The following is a 26,281-nucleotide window of genomic DNA, read 5'->3' as shown; positions in this document are numbered from 1 at the left end:
CGCCAACCCTCAATATCTCAAGAACTCGGGACTCGCCAACACCAAGGCGAGACGGTCCTGGGGCGGGGCCGCATCGAGCGCCGCCAAGGTTTGCGGCCCGAAAAAGCCGCCCAAAGCCGACCGCAATTTATCCGCATCCGGTGCCGCCTTGATTTCCCCCGGACTCATACTGTGGGTCAGGTTGCCGGCGAAATCGATCCTGCGCATCAAAGCATCGGGATTCAGCCAAGCCTCCTGGGTCAGGTGGTAACCATCCGGCGTCGGACAGCCATACAAGGGCATACCCCATTGTTGCAACAGACCCGCCAATGTTTCAGGGTCGCTCACCGGAATATCCAGCAACCTCAGGCAAGAAACCAAATATCGGAACGGGGTTTTGAATTTGACGCCATAATAACGTCCATCCCAGAATTCATCGCTGGCGAATAAGGTCGCCAAAACCGCCCGGGTTTCTCCATCGGTTTCTTGGAAGCGCCGGGCCAGCTTATCCACCAAAGTAGCGGGCGGATTATCCGCTACAAATAACTGGGCGAGTTTATAGGCGATATGCCGGGCCGTGGAGGGATGTCCGGCCAGGAAAGCCAGGGTTTCCTCGATTTCCTGCTGGTCCTTCCCGGTCACAGGCCGACCGAGCAATACCTTTCCGCCGCTATCATGCTTTTCCGGATCGAAGAAAAATACCGACGGTCCGTCCTCCTTACCCAGATTCTTCAGTCCCCAACCCGTTAAAATCCGGGCTAGTTCGCGTACATCCTGTTGCCCATAACCGCCATCCACGCCCAACGTGTGCAATTCCAAAAGCTCGCGGGCATAGTTTTCGTTGATTCCCCTGGATTTACCGGTTGCGGTGGGATTCCTGGGAGCCACATTCCGCCAATTATCCAAATAGAACAACATGGCGGGATGCCGCGCCGTAGCGGAAAGCATGTCGCGGAATTTCCCGAACACAAAAGGCCGGATGGTATCCCTTTCATAAGCGCCCGCCCATACGCGGACCGGCCCCTTTTCGAAGAAAACATTGAAATGGTTAAACCAGAAATCCACCAGGATTTCTTGCAATTGGCGGGGGCTTTGCACGGCCCGGAGCAACCTCGCGGAAGCCGCTTCGACCGTGGGTAACCGGGTAAGCCTGCGTAGACGCCGTAATTCCTCACCTTGGAATAACGTAGCTTTGCGTTTGATCGGGGGGCCGTATTCACGGAATAGTTCCGTGGTTTGCAGGCGCAAAGTCGCCAAAGGCGACAATCCAGTCTGTAGCGATAGAGGCTCAGGCAGGGTTTCTGGATTCAATTGGCCATGGATAAATGCTTCGAAACTCTGACGGCGTACAGAGTCCACCTCGGCCAGGGTAAAGCCGAGGGTTAATCGACGAATTACATGAAAAGGTTTATCCATAAATGGTCGAATTGATCGACAAAGCAACAATAAGCCGCATCATTCACGGCCTAACTGCCAACTTTCATACCCGCTGAAAGATTGGAAGCAGTTGAAACCGCGAAGCTGGTCAGAACACCCTTCAGCAAACTCAGTCTTATTTACAATGACCGTAAAAAGGCGCTTTTGAAGCAAAGCCATGAATATAGTTAAGAAACCTGGGCATCACAAGCATCTTTTAGCAAGGATACCCAATGAGCTTTTCAGTTTCTTCGCCATCACATGGCTTTTAACTGTCAGCGAATGGCTTCATAAACTGATCATTATTATTTCGGGAGGATTATTCGCCCCGGCCATCCACATTTCCAAAAACCCACAAATACAAACAGAATCTATACCCATAAATTTTATAGCTTTAAGCCTCTTCGCGCTCGGCTTCCTGATCTTGGGCGGTATCTGAAGTCACGGCCTTGCGGAGTTTGAATATGACCCGTTTATTAAACACAGTCTGGCCATTCACTTCGCGCTCAAGCTTTCTAATCTGAAAGCGCCCTAAACCAGGCACAGCAATAACACCTTCCTCTGTGTTTTCTACCTGGTTGCTTACTTGAACAAAAGCCTCCCGTATGATCTTGGCTACCTTTTTATCAGGAATACCTTTGAGCAGAGCGGGATCCACGCCCTTAACCAACTCGACCACTTCATTGATATGCATTGCATTCACCTTTCACATTATGATTACGGAAAACCCAATAAACAAAAATCTTCAGCCATCCACACTCACTTGCTATAGAATAAAAATTCTAGGTTAGGTATTAAGATTTTTTATTTTTATGCGGAAATGGAAGCAAGGGGACACGCTTTGCACCAATAAATTTCCCCAGCATGTTCCACTTATCTAAACTTGTATAAGATTTATCTGTCAAATCAATCTTCAGAAAAGAAACATCTTTTTTATTGTTAAAAAATTTGGTTACACGCTTATCGTAAGCCTTATATGCACCCAACCAATTCTTGCTATTGGCATAAAGACTTCTATGAATTATTTTCCATAAAGGTGTTCCTACCCTACCAGATTTTCGTTTATTCTCCTCGCACAACAACAATAACTTATCAAAACCACCAACCCAATGAAAATGCTTTACAATAGAATCAAGCCAATCCTTTTCGTTCCTGACGGTATATATAAATTTTGCATCAGGATATGCAAAATAAATTGTTTCAAAAATAAAAGAAACCGACGTATCACACAACGCATCATACTCTAAAAAATCCCCCCATCCAATAATTTCATTATCATCATTTAACCAATGAGCGGTTTTATACCCATAAATCTTCAAAGCCTCTGATAAGCTATTAGTCGCAGTCCTAGACAAACCTATCCCAAATACCTTGGTTTTATTAAGACCTAACAACTCACTGTCGTCGCACCGTAAAAAATCTCCAAGTCCAGGAAAATCATTTCTTAGCCTTGTTATTTTTTGATTAAAAACAGAAGTGTGCTTAAATAAATATCTTGCAGCAAAAATAGCCCTAGCGGACAATTCATAATTACCATCATTTGCGATTTCACCAGCTAGGTTGAAATAATCGTCTGCGCTAGGAAGACTTTTTTCAGTTAACTGAGCAACAATATCAGACTCAATAATAGGCATGGCTTTTCCAAAAAGTGCTTATATAGCATTATAATATTAAATATTTTTTCACTCCATTACCGCTCAAAGAGCGCCCAGCCTCAAAATCGATATGCTTCATTCAAACTCAATGGCTTACGTAAAATAGCGATTAGGTATTCTTTCGCTTTGAAGGGAGTAAATAATAAACACTATTTTAGTATCTAAATCAAAAAAACACAACAACCGTAAATTTATAAGTTATTACATAATAATGTAATAAAAAATATACGTAGCAACTTCAACAAAAAAGCCTATAACTTGAATAAACCCATCAAATAATCAACCAAAGCTTATGTCTAGAAAAACACGAGATATCAAATATAAGTCATTGATTTAATGAAAATCAAATTTTCATACCTAATTTATTAATATAGAAACCGCTATAATTGTAAAAAATTACCTTGAAATCAAACTCATAAGCTTTGTTCCAACGCTTGGGATTATTGCATCAATAGTACTAGCGACATCATCAAATGTAGCCATAACACTTTTTTCTTCATAAAACTGAGCCTTTCGATTAAAAAGGGTTTTTCTTCCAGGGAAGAATTTTTCACATACTATTTTATTAGGTTGCAGACATTTTTTATCGATTTCTTCAATCAATTTTGAGTTCCAGTATGTTCCACAAACAAGCGATGGATTAATTGCAGCCGCCTTACCCAAAATTTCATAAAGCTTACCAGCACTAACTATTGACTCGAAATCCATCATATTAAGCCGCCGCTTAAATTCCAATAAAATACCACCAATACTAGGATTTTTTTCCTCAACATCAAAAATAAAATTATCCTTTTTTAGTCCGAGCGCCAAAATAAAATCCAGCCTAATATCGGCTTCAGCAAGTTCAGCACGATCATATATTCGAACAGTCGTTTTACCCGTAGGAAAAGCATCTTCCCATGACTTCAAAAACCTAGAATAATCGTAAAAAAAACGCTTTTCATACTCTTCAAGCGTTAAAGTAATTTTTTGATTTTGTACAGCTTGTGCATATGAAGATATCAGATATTCAAACTGCTCGCGGATATACACAATAATATTTACCGCAGGCCCAAAAAAATCTTTTACCTCGCTTGGTTTTACGGCCTGAAATGCCTCACTACTTAATAAAATTTTCGATGCCCCATCAATTTCTTTCAAAAATAGCTTACATTCATTATCTAAAACCATCCATTCTTTATCAGAACATTTTCTTTGATAGCTATTTTTAAAAAATTCCGCAAGCGAATGGTGAGCAACTTTTGGTGTTCGCATAGACTTAGGGTATAAATACCCTAAATCAGCTAAAACGCTTTCATTCTTCACAAGGAAATGCTGTAATGATGAAGTGCCGCTTTTATGACGACCAATATGCATTGTAATTTCCCGCATTTTTATCTCCCCATTAATTTTGAAAATCCATATTAGGATAAATTTATCAACTTAACCTACGGTCATTCCAAATTGCCATCGCAGCATCATATAAAATTAAGTCGTTACCATTTTCCTGTTCTATTCGAGAATAAAGACTATCTCCTAACTGTTCACGCAATATAATTAATTTCTGCTCTAAAGTAATGTCTGAACTACTTGTAGCATTATCACGTACTGATTCACATTTAAAACCAGGGAATTCAGACTTAAGCCAAGATTCTAATCGTAATATAGACTCATCAAACCGCTCAACTAACCCAAAAAAAGGAAGTTCCGCAAGCGCTTTAAGTGCTCTCGTCAACTCAGGCAATAACCGCTTTTCGGGATTGTTAAACCATGCCGCTAAACGCATTGTTTGATAATTTTTAAATAAGCGATCATGATCTAAGCGCCACTCTACATAGGACCGTAAATCAAGCTGTTTAGCTTGATTAGGTCCAGGACCATCCTTTTCTTGTCTCCGCTCAAAATTATATACCGAGGAAATACGATCTAAAGGATGCCTTAAAAATAAAACTGGGTATATATCTGTGCCGTCAATTGCTGGAGAACTAATATCAGCCAAATGAGAAGATATTGCTATAACTTCCGTTCGCGATGTAATTAATGCAGATAGCGCTTCGGGAGAGGCATTATTGCCATTTCCTTCCCATTTAACCCAAGCTGTACGTCCAAAATTTTTATCTAGTATTTTATCGACGGACGACCCTGCATTTTTATATATATGATAATGTACAATAACCTTCCTCCTGCCCCCTAAGTCTGATTGAATTTTATTTTGAACTACTTTATCAAGGTCATCTCTTTGATTTTTCAAAGCATCGATAATTCCACCATCATTAACCTTTTCAACCACGTCCTTCAAAAAAAACTCATAAATGCTTTTTATTTTAGAATATCTTGGCTGTTCTAATCTTTTTTTATAATCACTTACTTTTTTATTGTAAAAACCAAAATTAACCACATCAATAGCTCTAGATATATCATTTTCACTTGCTGAAATATCAAGCCATGACGCCAATTTACGAATTTGACACTCTTTATTCTCAAGAACTTCTTTGTAATCTATAATAAATACGTTTTTATTATTTTCACCAAGCGCTTTAAGCAAATTTTCATAGTATACTTGCCAAAGTTGTATGCCAAAATTTTCCGTAAGTTGATGTCGATGACTAAGAGATTGAGCAACTTCAAATGGATTTCTAACACATATTAAATATTTCCCCGATGGGACCAATTCACGCCAAAACGGTAAAGTTAAACATAGTCTAGGATCTTTAATAGCCCAAGGCGTATGACTATCTAGCACACCTAATAACTCACGAGTTGAGCCAACTAACTTTTCATATGAAGGAATCGTATCAATCCTATTCCAAAACTTCTCGTTAAGCGGCCTGGGCCAATCCCAACTTGCATGCGCCAAGCTAAGCAATTGGTTATTAATACGCACCACATCAAGACGTTCACAGAAGCCTTCTGGATTTGAAGGCTTTGGGGGTAGCATATCCTTTGCTTCTCCTAAATAATAACCTAGTGAATTCAGTATACGTGCCACCATGGATGTCCCTGAACGGTGCATACCAATAATAAAAACACCCATTTATTTCCCCTTAATCTTTGTGGAATAAATTTTATAAAATAATCCAAGAGAATATTCATATAAGCGTAAATCTAGCTGATTACGCATCACTAAAGATGTGTAGCTTACCTCATCCAAAATCCCTTTAATATATGCAACTTTATCACAAATACTCAATCCCTTATCTTGCAGCATATTCTCATGATACTCATCAAAAACAAGATCAGGAAACTCCGTGGAGAGCATCTTTTTAAATAACCTCAAAGATTCAGTATAACAATCAACTATACCAAAATATCCAACTTGAGCAAGAAATTGGCGGGCACTCTTTAACGCTTCTTCATCTTTCGTTAGTCCTTCAGACAGGAAGGTCGACGTGCTATGATAGTCTTGATTAGCAAGATGAAAAGTTTGAAAATCTTCAATTGCATTTTTCCGGAAAAACTGAAACTTCTCAGCAATATAATCAGCAAACGTTCCTATTGGAATACCATTTCCTTGTTGCTTTTTCCACTCAAATAAATATGCTGAATAAGCCCGATCAATAGGATGACGCAAAACTATTATTGGAAAAACTTTTAAAAATCTCGATGATGGAAGCGGAGGCACTACTTGATGAGAAGAGAAAGCAACCACATCATGGTGATCCAATATAAAAGCCTCCATTTCAAATGCCGATATTTTTTCTCCACTTTCAGATTTATCGTAGTTCAACCAGCAATTACCATATGACTGCTCCAGCATACGATCTACAGAAGTACCCGCATTTTTGAAAATATGGTAATGAAGAATAACTTTACGTTTAGCCACAACAACCCGTACCTGCCCTCAATCAAAATCTTAACTATAACCATGCAAAATACAACGCATTATTAATTATAATAGCGCTTTTCTGGATTAAAATCACAATTATGCAACACTAATAGTTATTACAAGAGGCTTTATATCTATAACACAAGCCATCCATGGCTAAACCTTAATCCTTACTATCAAACCAGTTTACTGCTCAGCAAAAATACCCACTTGCGCTAAAGCTTCTCCCATCAATACCCTGGCCTGCTCAAAGCTATACTCAAAAGAAGCAAACTTACGGGCTGCTTCAGAGCAAGCAAGCCATTTTGCTTCATCTTCGTACAACTCGGCGATAGCATCTACCCATGCTTCAGATTTAGCCACTATGCGTGCTTCTAAACCATCCCGCAAACCAATTCCTTCAGCAGCAACAGGAGAAATTACGCTAGGCACTCCATAAGCTAAGGCTCCAACCACTTTACCTTTTAGTCCAGCTCCAGTTTTAAGCGGAGCGACAAAAACACGGCAAGTATTATATACCTCCGCAACATCTTCTACCCATCCCTCGACTATAACGTCATCTGCCTTCAAAGCATCAAAGCTTTTAGGCGGATTGCTTCCATAAATTCGAAAACATACGCCTGGTAGGCGCTTACGAAGCAAAGGCATAACCTCATGCACGAAAGTCTCTACCGCTTCTATATTCGGTGGATGGCCATACCCACCTAAGAAAGCAATATCACTACGGTGACCGAACTCAGGGATATTCTCGGGTACATCAACTACCCATGGACATTTTGCAACTTGAGAAGAATCCAAATTATGTGAAAGTATGACCGCATGTTCAACTTCATTATAAGAAAGGGTTAGGTCCACTTGCCTCATAACAGCCAATTCGGCATCTCGGGTTCTGAGCGCTTGCGACATGATGTTCTGATCATGGTTCGCGATAGCAAGACGCAACTCACGTAAGAAATGCAAATCCGCGTTATTGAATGCTATCCGTGCCGCAGGGGCATACTCTCTAATTGATTCAATATATTTTTCAGCAACCGTATAGCGCGTAATGTATACCAAATCAAACTCTCTCCCCCTAGTTTTCAAAAGCTCTAGCGGTGAGGTTGCAAACGGTGCATAAACACATTCCACTCCCATCCGTTGCAATTCTTCAGTATATCGCCCCAAATAAGCCATATTTTCAGGAATAAACGTGAGTTTACAGCCAAATGATTGCAGCAGGCGCATTTCCTGAATCGCTGCATAGCTGCCCGCATCTTTATCTGGAGTTGGCGTAGTAGCATCAATCACTAAAACCCGATACCGAATGTTCCTATCTTTATTCAATTCGACATCAACCCCCACCATACCATTATAATAACAAGCGGGCACATGACGCTTTTTAAATTTTGGACGATTAATTTCTTGGTATCGCTTCATTCCCGAACTGGTGCTGGTCCCGCTGCTCACCCCTTCATAGTGAATAATTTCACAAAACGGTGTATAAACGGTACGTAATCCCTTGGCTCGCACGCGGAATGCTAAGTCTGTATCCTCGAAGTAAGCTGGCGCAAACATTATATCAAAGCCATCCAACTCATCCCATAGCGACTTCGGTAGCATAATACAAGCGCCCGAGAGATAATCTACATCGCGTACATAATTATAGCGGGGATCATATGGGTTAGCTCCCCTTCCATAATTCCAAGGATCGCCAGTATTCCAAACAACCCCACCAGCCTCTTGCAAAGTACCATTTGGGTATACCAGCTTAGCTCCGACCATACCAACCCGCTGCTGCTCATGAAATATCGATAACATCTCATCCAGCCAACGGGCACCCACCTCGGTATCATTATTCAACATTACAATATAGCGCCCACGCGCAACTGATCCACCGCGATTGGAACTCCGAACAAACCCCTGCGCCGACTCATTACGCAATAAAGTTATTCCAGAGACTAAACTATTGATATTTAAAGTTTCATCTTGAGAACCATCATCAACGACAATTACTTCAAAGCTGACTTTATTAGGAGAAAGGATCAGCGAAGCGAGGCAGTTATAAGTTACCTCAAACTTATTATGAACAGGTATAACAATTGATACGTCAGGATTATCTATTTCAGGAAATACCAAGGAAGGAAGGTATCTTGCTCCCTTAGGAGTTTGCATAACCGCATGTAAAACATGTTCATGAGCATCATAAATCTGGCCTAAACGCTTCCTCAGGGCCGGGTCAATAGATGAATCTTGACCAAGCAAGAAAAATTGATAGCGTAAAGATTCATAACGTTTTGCCGCGTTCGTAGCAATAAGTTGTCCCCGCAAATGGCCACCGCCATATTTAAGTAAAGCATCCTCCGGGGTTAATATATAAGGTAATGCTTGGACACATTCGCCCAGGATGTCATCATTTTCATCCTTAACTATGAAATGATGAACCCTGCTATCAAACAGGCGTGAAGGCAATGGAATATTGAAGCGTGCCGCGTCCGGATCCTCCATAGGCTGATCAGCACGCCCTTGAGCAACTATATCCCTACCCTCCCAAACAGTAATATCCACTCCGAAAACCGATGGATATTCCCTAGCAAGCCATCCCGTAAGCGATGCTCCATGGACACCATCTATCCACGAACGCAATGTCATATCCAATTCATATTCCAATGCACCCGGGCTAAGCTCTGATCCTGTAAGGGATTCTTTAATCACAATGGTATGGATTTTGCCATCCCTGCATTCTGATGGCAATTCAAAAGAAAATCCATGGTCCCCTTTTCCGACCTGCACTTCGACTAAATCCGGCCTTTCTTGATTAGCAAACCCAAGCCCCATCAAAGCCCCATCGACCCATAGTTCAACTGGAACATGCTGGTCAGGTCCATTCTTATTCCATACCCATCCATACGCCATGCCACCCCGGACCATATCCACATTTCCCTCGATCAATGGAGGCTCTGGGGGAGAAATCAAATTTTCCTTAGCAAGAGAACTTGATACTTTGCCATGTGGCATAGCAACTTGCTTTTGAGTCGACAAATCAATAACTTCATTATTAGGCATACTGAATCCGGCAGGCTCCGATTTTATCAGGTTCGTCAAATCTGTCACCGCAACCACCTCAGCACTTCCTCCGACACTAACGGTACCAGATAATTCATGGATGTCCGTGCCTGCCCTTTCCAAACCAGTAGCACTCGGTAATTCTATGGCATCCATAATAACCCCAACTGCTCCTGCGGAGCCATGTAAGTCGATATCTACATCATCAGTTGGTTTAACCATATTGGGCATATTTTCTTCGAGGGCATCTTGCTTGGATGTCGTAGATATTTCACGTTGGGCCATGTCACGAAGATCCAGCTTATAGGTAGATGGACCGACAAAAGTATCGGTATCCGCAATACGTACAGCCACCTCAACTTTTTCGGATGAAATAATCTCAACAAACTCCGGGTGCTCGGCAAGGTATGCATTCAGGCTTTCAGTAATATTTAAAGAAAACCCATATAGCTGATCCACCCCAGTTTGCTGCACAATATCAGGGCGCAACTGGTCAACATCGAAGCCCACGATAACTTGCCCATTAATTAACAACTCCAATCGAAGTCGTTCATCGGGAAATTTATTATTGACAACCCAGCCCGACAAATATTCTTCGTTGATATCATCAATATTTCCGGAATATTTTTTATTTCGGTTCTTGGGATTGTTCGCAGCAAACTTTAACTCGCTCAAGCACTCCTCCTAAAATCTAAACAATTAAAAAGGCAAGATAGCGATCCTAAAAACCACACTTAATAAGCAATACACCCATGCTAGATCAGGCTAGCCACTTCTAGACATAGCTAAACCTGCGAAGCTTATAATACAAATAACCCTTTACTTCGATTTTAGATGCACACCGCCATTTTTGTTTTTTATTTACTTTTACAAACCCTTTTATTTTGCTGTGTCTTCTGCCGTATTGCCATCGACCCCACATTCAGCATCAAAAGGCGTTCTTTGTATATTTCCCACACTGTTGGCCAATTATCTGGTACAGGTGCCAAAATATTTCTAATAGCTTTATTGCGAGACAGCCGATAAAATAGCTCGGCCACGATCAACCCTTCAATTTCCCCCACATGACTCAACTGGCTAAACGAATTCGTATTGTGTATACGATATAAATATAAATCTTCATCCACATAAGCTGGCTCACATTCAAATATTGCCCTCAATACGAATTCCCAATCATGCACATAGAGTAACGGCTTAAATTGACCAATGCGCTCATATAACTCTCGTTTAAACACAAAGTTTCCAGTTGAAACCGCCATATTCTGCGCCAAAAATCCAAAACTTAAGGCTGGGAAGTTAGCAGAAACCTGATCGGCAAAATCAAACACATTCCTCAAGGAATCAGGCAGTCGCCAAGGAGGAATAGCCATATTATCATCATCAATGGCTCTGACCCTGGAAAAGGCAAATTCTGTCCTATTAATCTTTATAGCTGCAACCAGTTTAGAAATCCGTTCTGGATGATATAAGTCATCCGAATTCATTAAACTAATAACCGCACCTTTGGATTCCAGAATTCCACGGTTAATACTAGCATGAGCGCCAGAATTTGTTTCATTCTTCAAAAGAAGAACTGAAGCAAACCGGGAATCCACCTCAGGAGAAGACAACCATTCCGCAGCCACCTCCAAGGTAGCATCGGGCGAACAATCATCCACAATCACGAGTTCCAGATTTGGATAGGTCTGCTCCGCAACCGATGACAAAGCCGCCACAATATAGCTAGCATGTTTATAGGCGGGAATAACAACACTGACTAATTCATGGTCTGCTGGGTTAGACAACTCTCAAAACTCCATCGAATAGGGTTTCTATGTTTTTTTGCTCAGCACGTTGAAATACTCCCATGCGGTATTCTCCCGCATCTAGCTGAGACAATTCCCCATAAAAGTGGTAGCCGGCATAAAGGGTAACTGATTCTCCCATATCGGGAAACGTACTCGCTACATCTTCACGTTTTGCTCTTCCTATAACCGAAGCGAAATAACGTTTCCGGTTATTTAAATGTTCGAGGAAAAATAGCGTAGCACTTTGAGCGCCCACGTGGGCTTCCGGAGCAATACACCAACCCGCGAACAAAGCGCAGCGCCGATGATCGAGAGTGATATGTTCGTGTAGCGCTTGGTTATTCACCGTATCCAACACCCCATGACCTCCTCCTTTGACATTATAGTTATATTCCAACATCGAAGAGGGAACTGGACTAAAGATCACCCGGTTAAATTCCAAAGGAGTTTTCATCGAGTGTAGCCGCCTTAAATATTGCAACGAACGGTCACGGGCCAGCAATTGTGATTCGATATCCGATAACCAGTCTTCCAACTCCGAACCACTTAATGAGCCTTTTACCCGTGCATACTCGGCCAATACCTGCCAATCACTACGTCCGGTTAACCCCCGTCGGGTGGATTCAAGATAGGCTCGTCCATGACGTATATCCGGCTCCAGATGGGCACCTTCAGCCCACTCGTTCCAAGCATTAATGAATATAAACCTTTCACCGACAGGTAATGCATTACGAGTTTCCTCCACTATCGCACGTAACCACATCTCATAAGTTTGCGGCTCTGGGTCCACAAACAGGCTAGCCCGTTTACCACGTCGCGGGGTATTATCCCAGCCGGGAATGATCCCACGGTAACGCCGATAAGGGGCTGGTTCTCTCAGCATCACTTGAATCGCGTACTGTCGATAATCGTAAATTCCGCCACTGAAGTCCTTATCCAACTCATCTATTTCGTTGGTTACGGTTTCTGCCGGAGAGATATTCAAAGGTGGAAATTCAATCGAAGAATCGAAACCATTCCCATAGGGATCGTTAAACCCGGTGAATTCGACAGCGGCCAGATGGATATTGGGCAGCCCCTCATCCGCACAGATTTTACGCCATACCGCAGTCGTGCGCTTTGGATCGGGAAAAAGATTCACCCGATATACAATTAATAATGGCGCACCATTGATTTGAATATAGCGAGGATCTTTGAGTATCGGAATAACATCCCGGATAAACGCAACGTCCGTATCCGGAGTGTGTTCTTGCTTCAACAAAACTTCATCTTCCGAACCATCCCACCGCTTAGACCAGCTTTCATTCGCCCAGCAAATGCAAAATGGGAAATCGGGGCTACCGGATTTAAGCATATCGTCCAAAGGACGCTCTAGAATACGGCGACCCGCAAACCAATAATAATAGTAACAAAAACCATAAATTCCATATTCCCTAGCAAGCCTGGCTTGGGCTTCACGCAATTCCGGTAAGCGAAGATCATAAAAACCTAATTCGCCCGGTATATGGGGTTGTTCATGACCTGGAAAAGAAGGTTTGGCCTGGGTAACATTGGTCCATTCGGTAAACCCAGGCCCCCACCAAGCATCGTTTTCAGGGATAGGATGGAATTGGGGCAGAAAGAATGCGATTGCCTTTACCTTGGCCGCGACCTCATTCTCGACCGGGTCCTTGTCTAAAAAGGTTTCCACCGCTATTTTTTTAGCCGATCCCGACATAGGTACCGGTTGGGGATTGCACCACCCCAATAAATCTCCCACGCTGGGCCATTTCCCTTTCAAATTGACCAATACGAGATTGGTTCCCTCGATTTGCACTAATAATTCGCAGGGGTTATCCCGGTCTAATTGTTTCAATTCAGGAGGCAGGGTGACACGGTTCCATTTGAGGTGGAACCCGCAAGCGGGCAAGGGAACGCCCGCGCTGGCCGAAACATCGTTACGACTGAATACCGTGTAAGCCGTGCCGATAATCCGGCTCCGCAACAAAACCCTGATTTTCAGAGGATCGGATGGTTTGGCAAGGTTGACAGCCCAGCCTTGTATACCATTGCCATCTATAATATCTAAACAGCCAAAATATCCTTGTTTAGCTCCTTGGATACCATCAAATGAAATATATTGAACCGCTACTCCCAGGCTTTCCCGCAACTCTTCAATATCCAGATAATCGGCGGCATGGCGCAGGTGATCGACCAAGCTACGGGATATTTTCGCCTGATCTTCAAGGCGATATGCCAACGCTACAGATCCTGCATCCGATTCGAATTCGATCATGCCCTCTTGATCGAGGTTTTTCGCCTTCATCAGCAATAGGAAGTCGGCCCCTTTGGCCGCTTCGGTTTGTGGGTAGAAGCCCGTGCTATCGCGATTGAAGCGGTAGATATTCTTGGCGAGGTTTTTGCGGACCCCTGTAACCTTTATCGATTTCACAGGGGCATCGGCATCGCCAATCGTGCCCGCGATCACCAGTATTCCTTTCACCAACAAAGCCAATTGGATTTCAGCCTGCAATCCCTTTTCTTGCTCAGTCATGTCATTACCCGAATGTACGCTCTGTATTCAAAACCCAAGGACGAACCGGAAGGACACGCGCGAATATCCCATCCGTTAGCGCCGATCCTAACCGTATAGTCCTAATTAAAATTTTCCGGGGAAACCCATCCCCGCTCTGCCCTTCCAGGCACCGAAGCGGAAATCAACACGAGGGCGATCCATGCGGGATAGTATAGGCAAGGCCAAAATATAAACCTCGCCAAGCTCAGATGCCTAGTTGAATTATAACCATCGGCTAACCACCGAACCCATGGGCAGAGGATCGTCGATCAAATCCTTAACGTGCCGGTGGTGGGATTCGAATATCGAGATGATCGCCGACTCCCCTCCTTCCTGGTAAATCCGATACCATATCTTCCAGTGATCCCCGCCTACATCCTTCTTGCCCATGGCCTCGGCGGCTTCGATGGCTCGCCCGCCATTGATCACCTTTTTCCTCGCGTGTTCCTGAGAGCGTAGGAAATATTCGCGGTAATGCAAGCCCAGCCGTAAACCTCCCGCATAGGATTTTATATCCTGACCGCGAAAAGTCGCCACATGGTTGCCCTGGCCTATCTCCAAAAACGGATGGCTTCTGACCACAATCTTGGAAGAATTGTGGGAAAGGCGCTCCCGGTAGCGGAATCGCCGGAACATGGGTTGCTGTTTTTCCAACGCATAAAACTCGCGGGTGGGCGCGTACTGCGCCTTGGGCAATAGTAGCGCATTTACGGTTTCCGGAACGACCGCCAGTATTCCGCCCAAAGGTTTTTCGGCACAGAGGAACTCGTCGGCATCGATGGGAAATACCCAGGCTACCTCGGGCCACAGGCTGCAAGCGACCCGGAATCCCGCCGTGGTGAACTCGGACTGCAAATGCCCGACGATGGGATCCTCCATGACGATGACCACGGCATCCTTGAAGGTTGCGGCGAAAAATCCGATTTCCCCCCGGGTGTTGTCGGTCGATAGATTATCGATCAACACGAACCTACGGAACCCCAAACTATAATGCCATAGCAAGTTGATAAAAATTATATCTTCTTCGTCCTTGACCATCGACACATAAGCGACTTGCGGCAGGGGCGGGCCGTACCATACCAAACGATGCTGTCCGGCAAGGTCGCTCCCCGCCAAATCCTGGGACAGCACCCACATCCGGCTATCGCGGTCGATGCCCTCGATATTCAGTAATTCGGCATACCGGCCCATCACGAACAGCGCGTAGGCCAACATTTCCTTCATCTGCGCATCCTGCCGGATGGCCTCGGTGGCCTCGCCATAAAGCCGGGGCACCTCTTCCCAGCGACCGGCTTGCAAGGCGGATCGGGCCAAGCCCAGATATTCCTGTAACCCGCTCATTGCCACCGCCCCATCCGGCCCCACCCGTCCCGGATTTCCATCATCAACCAAGTATCCAGCATCTATTTATGCGATCCTTCCGGCAATACCCATCGACCGCTAAACGGCATTCCTGGGATTTCATGGGGACCGAATTTAAAGAACTCCTCAGGTTCGCCATCATTCAAAGCATTCCTGAGATAGAAAGTGCCACTGGAACCATCGTAGCATCCGACGCCATCGACGCCATCCCCATTCCAATCTCCGGCGATGGGCCGACAGCCAGGGCCGATCCGGTCCAAACGCAATTTATGCTGGAACGGCCCTTCCGATAAAGTGTCGCGTAAATAGAAAGTGGCGGTGGCGGGGTCGAACAAACCGATGCCATCGACACCGTCGCCATCCCAATCCCCGGCGACCGGCAACCAGCCCTTGCCCTGGCTGCCGAATGCGAATTCGAGTTCGGGCAAAGCGGGCGCGGTAAGTTGGTTCCGCAGCATGAATACACTGCGGTCGGGATCGTAAAAGCCCACGCCATCGAGGCCATCGCCATCCCAATCCCCGGCCAGCGGTATCCAATTGGAATCATGGGGACCGAAGGGGAACTGTATCTCGGGTTCACCGATGGAATCGCTACGCCACAGGAAGAAGTACCGGCTGGGACGGTGGAAAAAACCGATGGACTCGACTCCGACCCCCAACCAATCCCCATACAAAGCGAAGGATACGCCGTCAAGCCGCCAAGGCAGCAAGCGTCCGACACTGCCCCGGTAGGGGTCCCTGATGACCGCCACGCCCGGATTTTGGAACAGCAAACCTACCGTGCTTTTCGGCTTGGCCGTCAGGTTATCCAGCAGGAATACATCGCGGATCCGCAAGGGAGCCTGGGGTGCGGCCGAGATGGACGCCGCCATTTCCGCTTCCAGCAATTCGGCATAAGGCGAGGGTGGGGGGATTTCCGGCGGGGGGGGTTCGGAAGGGACGGCCTTGTCCTTGGTTTTCCCTTTGGAAAACGGAAAAGCCTTAAAAATATCCTTGAGACTCATCGGGCTTCCGGATGGGTTGGGCTACGCAGCACGGCGTTGGGTGGGTTCGGGAACAACATAGGCGGTCCCACCCCCGTTGCGCTCAGCCACCGCCGATGGCCCGCTTCGCCACCCCCAGGGTGGTTTCGGCGGTTCCCATGGCGACGTCGGCGCTCAAATCATAATAATCTTTCAGTATTTCGGGAGGCTCCCAGCCAAGCGCCACCGCCGCAGGAAACGCGGGTTCGGCCTCGAACAGCTTCATCAGTGTCCGGTTGATGCGCCGGGGGCTGGCGGTCAACGGCAGGAGCCGACCGGCCTTGGTGCACCGTATCCGTTCGCCGACCGCGCCGATATCCAAGGCCAGGGGATAGAGTCCGTTCTGCCAGGCCTCGGACAAGGCGAAACAATAGGTTTCAGGCCAAGGGCTCAGGAATAAGGCGATCCTGGCTTGGCTGGCCTCGATCAGGCGCGGCAGGTCTTCGCGTTGATAAGCGCCATAGATCGACACATTGCCGAACCGGCTGAACGCCTGGTCATCGCCGGTATAGCCGATGATCACGAACCTCAAGGGCAGGCCTTCCTTTTCGGCGTTGCGGACGCAGCGCAGCAGGATATCGCTGCCCTTATGCACGCCTATCGCGCCGATGACCGCCACGGTATAGGGTTCGCCCTGGCGTACCGCCGGGATTTCGCAGCGCGGTTCCAGATGCGGCAAGACCCGGAGGTTCGACAGCGGGAAATGCTCGCGGAAACGCTGCGCCACATCCTCGCTGGGCGCGAAAATCCGGCGGGCCTGGCCCAGGACTTCGCCATAAACAGCCCGCCACGCACCCACATCGCTGCCGAACTCCGCGTATTTATCGTCGAGGTCGTGTTCCAAGCCATTGAGCTTCACACAACGGGTACAGGCTTCCGGGGTGAACTGCGACGCGCCACAGTAATAGCCGGTTTCGTCGATCATATTGATACGCGGACAAATCGGCAGGTAATCGTGCGCGGTGAAATCGTAGGCCGTTCCCAACAGGCGGGGCAATTCCCAAATGCGCTTGGGATAATGCATGGTTTGATGGTAATGGATATGCCAAACGCGGAGATCGCGCAGGTCCTGGATCAGCCGCGCCCAATCCTCTGGATACCGATAATGAATTGTATAGGGCAACCCGTGGCAAACCAATTGCCAGCGTTCGGCGGTTATCGACATCAGTTCCAGCACCGGCACGCCTTCCCGCGCCAAACCCGCCGCCAAGTAATCCGCCGCGCTTTGGGTACCGCCGCCCAGGCTATGGATCACGAACAGCATATAGCGCGGAGCGTGTTCCCGCAGCAAGGCCTTGGAAACCGGATTACGCGCCTGTGCCATCGGGTCTTGGACGATGAAACGCTGGATGGTCGCGGCATAATCAGGATAAAGCCCGTTCAGCTTGGCCAGGTTGCGCTGAATCTGGTCCTTCTTGTTCTCGGCGAAGGAAACCCCGCCCTCATGCTCGACAAATACATCGCAAGCCGCCACATGCCGCCATCCCAAGGTGGCGGCACGTAGGCAGAAATCGTTTTCCTCGCCATAGCCCTTACCCCATTGAGCCTCGTCGAAATAACCGACCTCGTCCAAAGTGTCGCGTTTAATGTACATACAAAAACCCACTGCCGTGGGGATATCCACCACCAGTCCAGGATTGGACTCCGCGAACAAGGCATCCAAACGCTCGACCGAAAGGCCGGGCGGGATCGGGTTTTCCCGGCAAAATCCGGGGAAACTGCAAATCGTGGCGTTATTGGACAAGGGCGTGGCGGTGCCGATGTTTCCCGAATGGTAAGCGGCTCCCCGCAAGCGGTCCAGCCAAGCGCCCGCCACCGCCGTATCCGAGTTGAGCAAAACCACGTCGCGACCTGGATGCAAGCGCATCCCCCGATTCACGGTCCCGACGAAACCCAGGTTGTCCTTGTTTTCCAGATAGGTGAAACGCCGCGCCTGGGAGAGGTTCCTCAGTTCAGCGCTCAAATCGGCATCGGGGCTGGCATCGTTGATAACCACCAATTCCATCGGCGTTTGGCAACGGGTGGCCAATACGCCGGCAATACACCGCAGCGCGTCTTCCCGTCCCAGGTAAACCGGCACGATCACGTCCACGATGGGCTGGCGTTCGTGGTGGCCGGGCAACTTGACCAGGGAAGCGAGTTGTAGATCGATCCGGCCAGGGATACGCTTGGCCCGGCGCAGTTCGTTCGTCGCCTTGGCGATGATTTGGGTACGCAGCCAAGTGGTGACATCCTCGTCGAAAGCCAACCCGCCCGCCAAGCTTTGCCAGCGCGAACGGTCGTTCAAAATCTCGGCGAGGGTGGTCAGCGAACGCAGGGCAATATCGTAAGGGGTATAGACGATGCTCGGACCGAGTACCCGGAGTTCGGTGCCGGCCAAGCGCAGGTCCAAGGTGAGGCTAGCGCATTCCCAGCTCTGCGGGCGTATCCTGAACTCGAAACCACTACGGCTGCCGGGCTGTTCCGCGATATCGGGGCGGACCTGGTCGGCCTTGATGACGGCGGTATGGAGGCCGTTCACGAACAAATCCAGGGCTACCGGGCGGTTGGGGGCGCTGGTATTGACCACCCAACCACTGACCCGCTCGACGCCCGTGGTATCGACATAACCGCGATAACCGGCCTGGATTTTAAGCGCCTGGCCTAGGCGCTTGGGCCGCCCCGCTTTGCCTACCACCTCGATTTGGATCGAATGGGGCTGGGTATCGAACACCTTATCCGGCAGGGTTCCCCGGAAATCATAACGGCCATCGGCCTGTGCCAAGCCGATCTGGCCGTCGGGAATTTCGCCCTCCCGTTCCCCGTCGATCAGGAGGCGCAAATACGGACGCTGGTTCTTGGCGGAAGCGCATCTTTCGCGCACCCAGCCCACCAAATAACCATCCTCTTCCAGGCGGAAATCGCCATCGTACTCCCCGCCGCCCAATTGGATCGGGCTGCCTTGCAATTCGTTGCCGGTCTCCAAGCAGTGGAATCTGAATTGGCGGGTGGCTCCGTTCAACAAATCTTCGTCCGGTTGCCAAACGAAACCGCAATTGCCATAGGCCCGCAATTCGCTATCGACCCGGGGCAAGTGGGCCTGGGTTTCGCCGATCTTGTCGCCATCCACCGTCACGGCCAATTTGACGGGATGGTGCGGTCGGTCGGGATGGAAAGCCCACCCAAAAACCCGGCCCGCCCGGATACCCTCGACTTTGCCCAGCAAACGGACGGTATCGCGTTGAGGGGTGGTCGCCAGGGTATCGCCTAACCGCGGACCGAAGAGCGCGACCGCATAACCTTTGAGGACGGTTTTTTCACCCTCGTAGCCCGCGAAAATAGCGCCCAACCAATCGCCCAAAGTTTGGTGTTCTATCGGGGGCAGTTCAGGAAGTTGGAACGGCGCATGGCGGGTTTCACCCACCTCCAGTATCCATACCCGATCCCGGCGCCAATAGGGAGCCAGCGACCGGGAGAAAAAATGCAGGAATCCGCCCTCCAGCAAAGCCTTCATGGTCTCGGGAAAATTGCCGGACCTCGCCGCTGGCAACATCTGCAATGAAACATCCATCAGACCCATCCCTGTCGCAGCGGACCAAGGCAGCCTGGCATAAAACAACCCATCCGGGCCGGATAGACAGGTGAGGGGAATATCGGCCAAAGCGAGCGCTATTTTACGTCTGGTCACCATCCCCAGGGTGGGGAAGGATTTAGCGACCCGCAACATCAGGATGTTTTCCAAACGCAGACGGTTTGCCGGGGACAAGGTCGCCAACCACTTTTTCGGAAGTGGCAGGGCTTTCGCGCATTCCGCTTCCGCCAAAACCCGGGCTTCGGCATCGGCGATCCGGACACGGAAGTTCCCGTGTTGCGCCAAGCCCGGTTGATAGGCGACCAAGAGATAATCGGGGCGGTCTACGAACTCCATCCCCAAGATGGGCTTGCCCATGGGAATATCGTCCAAGAACACATTGATCTGACCTGAAATCTTAGCCTCGCGCCGCCAATACAGAATCAATAAGTCGTCGTAAGCATGAATCTGTAAAGTCTGTATCGAGGTCATCGCTGATTAGGAGACTTGCGCAATGGTGGGGGGCACGATGGCCTCCCCAGCCGTTTGCTTGACGAAGAGTAGCTTCCTTTGGAATAGGAAGCTACTTAAGGGGTTTCACCGTTGAAATAACAACGGATTAGAGGTGGAATTGCCCGTTAAGGTTATCCTGGCTCAGATCGTTGGAATCGACGTTCTTCAAGGTGATCTTGTCACCATTGGTGAAGGTCAGGACAGTATCCTTACCATCTTGCGTGATGGTAACATCGGCATTGGCACCCGAGGTGTTAATGCTACCATCGTCATTACGATCAGCAATTTGCAAGATATCGCCCTTCTTGAAATCGTTGATCGTATCGTTGCCGGTGGTCTCGTTGCTGAAAAGGAATACATCGTGCCCTTTCCCACCGCTCATTACATCGTTGCCGGCATTGCCAACAAGGGTATCGGCACCATTGCCACCATTGATGGTGTCATTACCAGCCCCACCCTGTAGGAAGTCATTCCCTTTGTTGCCATTGATGTTGTCATTGCCAGCCCCACCGACCACGGCATCATTACCTGCTCCAGCCTTCACAGTGACAGCACCGGTGCCAGTGTTTTGGATGAAGTCGTTACCCTTGCCGAGGTTGGCAGCATGGTTGCTGTTGTCGGTGATGATGATGTCGTTGTCACCGTTACCGGCTTTGATGGCGGTATCCTGACCAGTACCGACCGCACCGTCACCGCTGCCGGCGAAGTTGGCAGTTGTACCAGTACCCTGGTCGCCGAATACGATAAACGTCCTGCCAAGGTCGGTAACGACGTTCTGCTGGAAGCCACCTTGATCGGTGGTGGTGTTGAAGATGCTGTTATCGTAGAACCCGTGGAAGAACGTGCTGATTTGGTTGAACTGGGTGTCGTTGTTAGGGGTACTCCCCGAACTACCGATATGAAGGTTCAGCTGTGCGCCGCCGATTTCTGATGCCATGATGAGTTCCTCTTAAGTGTGTCGTTGAAGCCGTTCCAAATGTTGTTCAATAAAGCCGAGGTCACAAACACTCCATCAAGGACTGTTTACCCAGTTTATATAATGTAGTAGTCAAGCCTCTTGGCGCAAGCCCCTAGAGACAGATTCCTCGAAGGTCTTAAAGATGATATCGAAAAAAGTCTTTGACTTTGTTTGGATGAATGCGCTAAGGGGCATTCCCGGTGCCAGAGAAACTTCGGGAAGATCCTTAAGCATGTCCGCATCGGCCCTAATATGGGCTAGAAAATAATAGGGCGCACTAGGATTGGATTTATCCTCAAGGGCATCGCCCGACACGTATATAACCGTACCAGCGATATGGGGAACCGTGCGACTATTATAGGCTAATAATTGTATATCCGCATGTTGATTCACATGAACCAATTCAATGTCCTTGGTCATGACCTTAACCTCCATCAGCAACTCCTGTTGCTTAGGAACCAAGTCCATCAAGGCATCGCCGGGCCTGATCACCCCACCAATAGTCGAGACTTTCAGGTCTATCACCTGCCCATCGCTAGGGGCGATCACACGGAAGCGTTGAACCGCCAACTCGGCCGGCTGGATTTTCTGCTGTAATTCAAAAATAATACTCTTGGTTTCTTTCAATTCATCATCTGCCAATCTGATATATTCATTGCGCAGATTGATGATCCTCAACTCCAATTCCTTATGCGCTTGTAAGGAAGCCCCTAGCTTACCTATAGTCTGGCCCAGATTTGCCCGCATATCCGCCAGCGCCTCTTGCCAACCCATATAAGTGCTTCTATCGACAAACTGCTTGGAACTTAGCGCTTCCCCCATAGCTACCCGTTCTTCTTTCAAGCGGATGCTGCGCTCGGTTTCTTTGACTTCTAATTGATACCCTTCGGCTTCGCGGGAAACTTCGACCATTTCCTGACGGGTTATCGCGATTTGCTCGTCAACGCTCTTTTTCTTAGAAAGAAATAAAGTCTTCTCATTGGTCAACATTTCCCGGACCTTGGGGTCTTGGCTAGCCAAAAGCTCGCTGGGAAACTCCAGTTTGTCCGCGAACCTTTGCTCGGCCTGGAGCCGGGCCTCCTTGGCCAAGAGCGCGTTGAGCTGATCATGCAGGATAGTCAGATTGGCCTTGACTTCCGCATCTTCCAATATCACTAAGGGATCGCCTTGGTTCACATATTGACCTTCGTGGACCAGGATTTCCCGGATCACCCCGCCTTCCAGATGTTGGATGGTTTTGCGTTTGGTTTCGATCTTGATGATGCCCTCGGCGACCACAGCTCCCTGGATCGGTGCCATGAAGGCCCATGCGGCGAACCCGCCGACGAAGAAAATGATGATGAACATCCCCACCCGCACGATGCGGCTGGCTTCCCCGGTTTCGTCAAAGGTAACAGTCAACATAAAAGCTTAGGAAATCGCTTGAGTTCGATGAAAGCCGCCCCCAAACCGCAGGGAACGCATTGTTCAATAAAAATCAACACCGACCCCTGGCAACTTCCGATTCATCACAGTTTATCCAAAAGCGATAGCCCGGACCGGATAGGTTTGTATCTGATTGTACGGGGAGCCGCCGCCATATCCAAGGCGCACCGCCCACTTAGGCGGCGATACCGCTTCCAAGGGCCGGGATTTCCGAAGCCGGGGCAACCACGCCGCTCACATGCCCCAACCGGCGCATGATCTCTTCCCGCGGCCCGAACATCAACTGCTTGCCCTGACCCAACACCAGGATTTTATCGGCATCCTGCAACAAACTGGGTTTGTGGCTGACGATCACCACTGTCGCCCCTTCCGCCTTCAAATCCCGGACCGTAGCCAGGAGAACCAATTCGGATTGACCATCCAGGAATGTGTTGGGTTCGTCCAGCACGATGAAGCGGGGCCGCCCGAACAAAGCCCGGGCGAAGGCGACCAATTGCCTTTGCCCACCCGACAGTTTGTTCCCGGCCACCCCAATATCGGTATCGTAGCCCTTGGGCAGGCGCAGGATCATGTCGTGCGCCCCGGCCCGCTTGGCCGCCTGCACGACATCCGCCACCTTGCCATAGGCGTCGCCCATCCGCGCGATGTTCTCGGCCACGCTGCCCGGAAACAATTGCTGCTCCTGGGGCAGATAGCCGATGTGTTCCCCCAAGCCATGCTGCGCCCAATGAAAGATATCCGCACCATCCAAGCGCACCGAGCCGTCGCTGGGCTGGTAGATGCCCACCATCAAACGCGCCAAGGACGATTTACCAGAACCACTGGAGCCGATCACGCCCAAGACTTCGCCCGCTTCCAGTTTGAAATTCACCCCGTTCAGGATCGTGCGATCCCGGTCCAGAAAAAATAGCAGACTTTCCACGGACAGGTGGCCTTCGGGCGGCGCGTGGCGCAGGCCCTCGTTCATCCACAAGCGGTCCTTCAGCAATTCTTCAAGCCGCGCATAAGAGAGGCGGAAGTTCAAAAAGGAACGCCACGCCCCCAGTACGTTCAGGATGGGCGAAATGGCCCTGCCCATCAGCATGGTCGAAGCGATCATGACGCCGCTGGTGACGCCTTGGACATTGATCACCAAATAGGCGGCGGTCCCCATCGCCAAGATATGCAGCACCTGTTTGACGAAGAAAGACACGCTGATGATGGTGCCCACCCGTTGCAAGGTGATACGCGCTTGTTCGAGGTATTGATCATTGACCTTGCTCCAACGGGACTGCACGTTCTCCTGCATCGCCAAGGCCCCCACCACCTCGGCGTTCTTGAGGATATGCCCCATAAGGTCGTTGGATTCGCGCTGCTTGAGGTTGGCTTCCTTCTGGTTCTTGGAGGTGATCACGTCCTCCAGCCAGGTCAGGGCGAACAACACAACGGAAGTTCCCACGGCGATCATGCACAAGGCCGGATGGAAGGCCCACAGCACCAGCAGGAACACCGGTATCCAGGGGATTTCAAAAGCAGCTTTAAGCCCGACACCGGACATGAAGTTTTTAATGATATCCAAATCCTCCATCGCGTGTTTATCTCCCTCACCCTGCCGCTTGAACCGCAGGATGGTATCGAACACCGGTTGCCGCAGCTTGGAGTAGATGGTATCCCCCAGTTGCTTGAACAAGCGCGAACGCAAGGATTCCAGCACCGCCTGGATCGCCAGCGCGAACATGAAGATCAAGGTGATGACCATCAGGGTCGAGTTACTCCTGCTGGTCAGGACACGGTCGAACACCGTCATCATGTAGAGCGGGGTCGCCAGCGCGAACAGGTTGACCACGAAACTGAAAATGGCCAGGTAGAAAAAGAAGCCCCGGCAATTCGATACGACCTCGCGCGGCGTCATAGCACAGCATCCCCCACGAACAATAAATGATTGGACAACACCCCATCGATCAACTCGCGGTAGCGGCGGATGGACTCCGCCACGTCATAGCGCCGTCTCATATCGGCGCGGGCCTTGAGCCCCAACTCGCGGTCGCGGCGGGGGTTTTCCAGCACCCGGTCGACCATATCGGCGATCTCGCCGGGGGAGAAGAAATCGACCAACAGGCCGTTGACCCCATGTTTCAGGAACTCCCGCACCGGCGCGGTATTGGAACCGATGACGACGCAACCCGCCGCCATCGCCTCCAACAACGACCAGGACAACACAAAGGGCACGGTGAGATAGACGTGTACGGAAGAGATTTGCAACAACTTCAGATATTCCTCGAAAGGCAGGCGCCCCACAAAATGGACGCGCTTGGGGTCGATGGCGGAACTCAACTCGCGCAACATCTGCTCACGGTAGGTTCCCGCCGCAGGCGGATGGGCGCTGTAGCTGACCTCGTCACCACCGGCGATGACGAACTGGCAATCCGGTCGCCGCCGCCCGATCTCGGCCACGGCCCGCATGAACACGGGGAAACCCCGGTAGGGTTCCAGGTTACGGGTCGCGTAAGTGACGACCGGCTGCTGGCGGGTCAACACCTGGCCGTTGGGCAGGCGGAACGCCGCGTTCGGATTGGGCTTGATCCGGACCGTGTCCACCCCGTCGTGGACGACCGTGATCTTGCGCTGGAACTCGGGGGGGAACAGGCTCCGTTGCCATTCGGTCGGACTGACGCCGAGGTCGATGCCCACCAGCCCCAGCAGTTTGGTCGCGTTGGCGGTACGGATGCGGAAGGCATCGCTCAGCCCCAGCGGGAAATCGGGGTCGAAGTCGGCATCGACGCCCCTGGCATGATAGTAAAATTCGCAATACCCCACCAGCGGGGTATGCGGATAAATATCCTTGAAATACAAGGACTCGCCCCAGCCGAGATGGGCGAGGGCGATATCCGGTACGAAGCCATCGCGCTTGAGGTCGGTCAATTTGGCCGCCACCGCCAAGCCGTTGGCGATGGCCTGCTCGCTACTATACAGGTATTCGCTGGACACCCCCCCCAGATGGGCTCCCCCCTGGTAGGTCTCGACCCTCAGCCCTTTGAATCGGTATTGCTGGGGTTTGAATTCCTGGCAGATGCAGACCAACTCGTTGCCGGGTTCCTGCGCCAAGACATGGATGAAATGCTCGAATTGCCCGGGAAGATTCTTATGGATGAAGAGTAGCTTCATCGTCACACCTTAAACCGCTCGGAAATCCCCCCTCGGGAGGAAGAGGATCGATTGCCCGCCGCAGGGAAA

At 49.2% G+C, this 26,281-nt stretch carries 16 protein-coding genes; all 16 read right to left on the bottom strand.

Annotation, left to right across the window (positions count from 1 at the left end; translation table 11 throughout):
• Window positions 1-9: 9 nt before the first annotated feature.
• Window positions 10-1,395, bottom strand: a complete 1,386-nt coding sequence (locus tag B9N93_RS09245) for a DUF1800 domain-containing protein (RefSeq protein ID WP_085212960.1) — start codon at window positions 1,393-1,395, stop codon at window positions 10-12.
• Between the two features lie 394 nt (window positions 1,396-1,789).
• Window positions 1,790-2,089 (bottom strand): hypothetical protein, encoded by a 300-nt coding sequence (locus tag B9N93_RS09240; protein WP_085212958.1) that lies wholly within the window; start codon window positions 2,087-2,089, stop codon window positions 1,790-1,792.
• 100 nt (window positions 2,090-2,189) lie between these two features.
• Window positions 2,190-3,029, bottom strand: a complete 840-nt coding sequence (locus B9N93_RS24615) for a sulfotransferase (RefSeq protein ID WP_125468911.1) — start codon at window positions 3,027-3,029, stop codon at window positions 2,190-2,192.
• Window positions 3,030-3,446: 417 nt separating this feature from the next.
• A complete protein-coding gene (locus B9N93_RS24610) occupies window positions 3,447-4,421 on the bottom strand; it encodes a hypothetical protein (RefSeq protein ID WP_125468910.1) in 975 nt (324 codons plus the stop codon).
• Between the two features lie 46 nt (window positions 4,422-4,467).
• Entirely contained in the window at window positions 4,468-6,063 is a 1,596-nt protein-coding gene (locus B9N93_RS09235; RefSeq protein ID WP_085212956.1) for a sulfotransferase family protein, read from the bottom strand.
• Entirely contained in the window at window positions 6,064-6,852 is a 789-nt protein-coding gene (locus B9N93_RS09230) for a sulfotransferase family 2 domain-containing protein (protein ID WP_085212954.1), read from the bottom strand.
• Between the two features lie 189 nt (window positions 6,853-7,041).
• Window positions 7,042-10,572, bottom strand: a complete 3,531-nt coding sequence (locus B9N93_RS09225; RefSeq protein WP_125468909.1) for a glycosyltransferase — start codon at window positions 10,570-10,572, stop codon at window positions 7,042-7,044.
• A gap of 182 nt (window positions 10,573-10,754) precedes the next feature.
• Complete coding sequence (locus B9N93_RS09220) at window positions 10,755-11,681, bottom strand: glycosyltransferase family 2 protein (RefSeq protein ID WP_085212950.1); 927 nt, start codon at window positions 11,679-11,681, stop codon at window positions 10,755-10,757.
• Window positions 11,674-14,217: a glycoside hydrolase family 99-like domain-containing protein gene (locus B9N93_RS09215; RefSeq protein WP_085212949.1), complete on the bottom strand. Its 2,544-nt coding sequence runs from the start codon at window positions 14,215-14,217 to the stop codon at window positions 11,674-11,676. Before B9N93_RS09215 ends, B9N93_RS09220 begins: the two co-directional genes overlap by 8 nt.
• Window positions 14,218-14,460: 243 nt before the next feature.
• Entirely contained in the window at window positions 14,461-15,579 is a 1,119-nt protein-coding gene (locus B9N93_RS09210; RefSeq protein WP_085212947.1) for a glycosyltransferase family 2 protein, read from the bottom strand.
• A 62-nt stretch (window positions 15,580-15,641) separates the two neighbouring features.
• Complete coding sequence (locus B9N93_RS09205) at window positions 15,642-16,604, bottom strand: hypothetical protein (RefSeq protein ID WP_085212945.1); 963 nt, start codon at window positions 16,602-16,604, stop codon at window positions 15,642-15,644.
• 82 nt (window positions 16,605-16,686) lie between these two features.
• Complete coding sequence (locus B9N93_RS09200) at window positions 16,687-20,664, bottom strand: glycosyltransferase (RefSeq protein WP_085212943.1); 3,978 nt, start codon at window positions 20,662-20,664, stop codon at window positions 16,687-16,689.
• 127 nt (window positions 20,665-20,791) lie between these two features.
• Window positions 20,792-21,622 carry a calcium-binding protein gene (locus B9N93_RS09195; RefSeq protein ID WP_085212941.1) on the bottom strand — a complete coding sequence of 277 codons (831 nt, stop codon included), beginning with the start codon at window positions 21,620-21,622 and terminating at the stop codon, window positions 20,792-20,794.
• A gap of 111 nt (window positions 21,623-21,733) precedes the next feature.
• Complete coding sequence (locus B9N93_RS09190) at window positions 21,734-23,047, bottom strand: HlyD family type I secretion periplasmic adaptor subunit (protein WP_085212939.1); 1,314 nt, start codon at window positions 23,045-23,047, stop codon at window positions 21,734-21,736.
• 196 nt (window positions 23,048-23,243) lie between these two features.
• A complete protein-coding gene (locus B9N93_RS09185) occupies window positions 23,244-24,959 on the bottom strand; it encodes a type I secretion system permease/ATPase (protein ID WP_085212937.1) in 1,716 nt (571 codons plus the stop codon).
• Window positions 24,956-26,212, bottom strand: a complete 1,257-nt coding sequence (locus B9N93_RS09180) for a glycosyltransferase family 4 protein (RefSeq protein ID WP_085212935.1) — start codon at window positions 26,210-26,212, stop codon at window positions 24,956-24,958. The genes B9N93_RS09185 and B9N93_RS09180 overlap by 4 nt, the downstream gene beginning before the upstream one ends.
• Window positions 26,213-26,281: the final 69 nt, after the last annotated feature.

The sequence above is a fragment of the Methylomagnum ishizawai genome (assembly GCF_900155475.1).
GTDB lineage: Bacteria > Pseudomonadota > Gammaproteobacteria > Methylococcales > Methylococcaceae > Methylomagnum > Methylomagnum ishizawai_A.
This window is presented reverse-complemented; position numbering and strand designations above follow the sequence as displayed.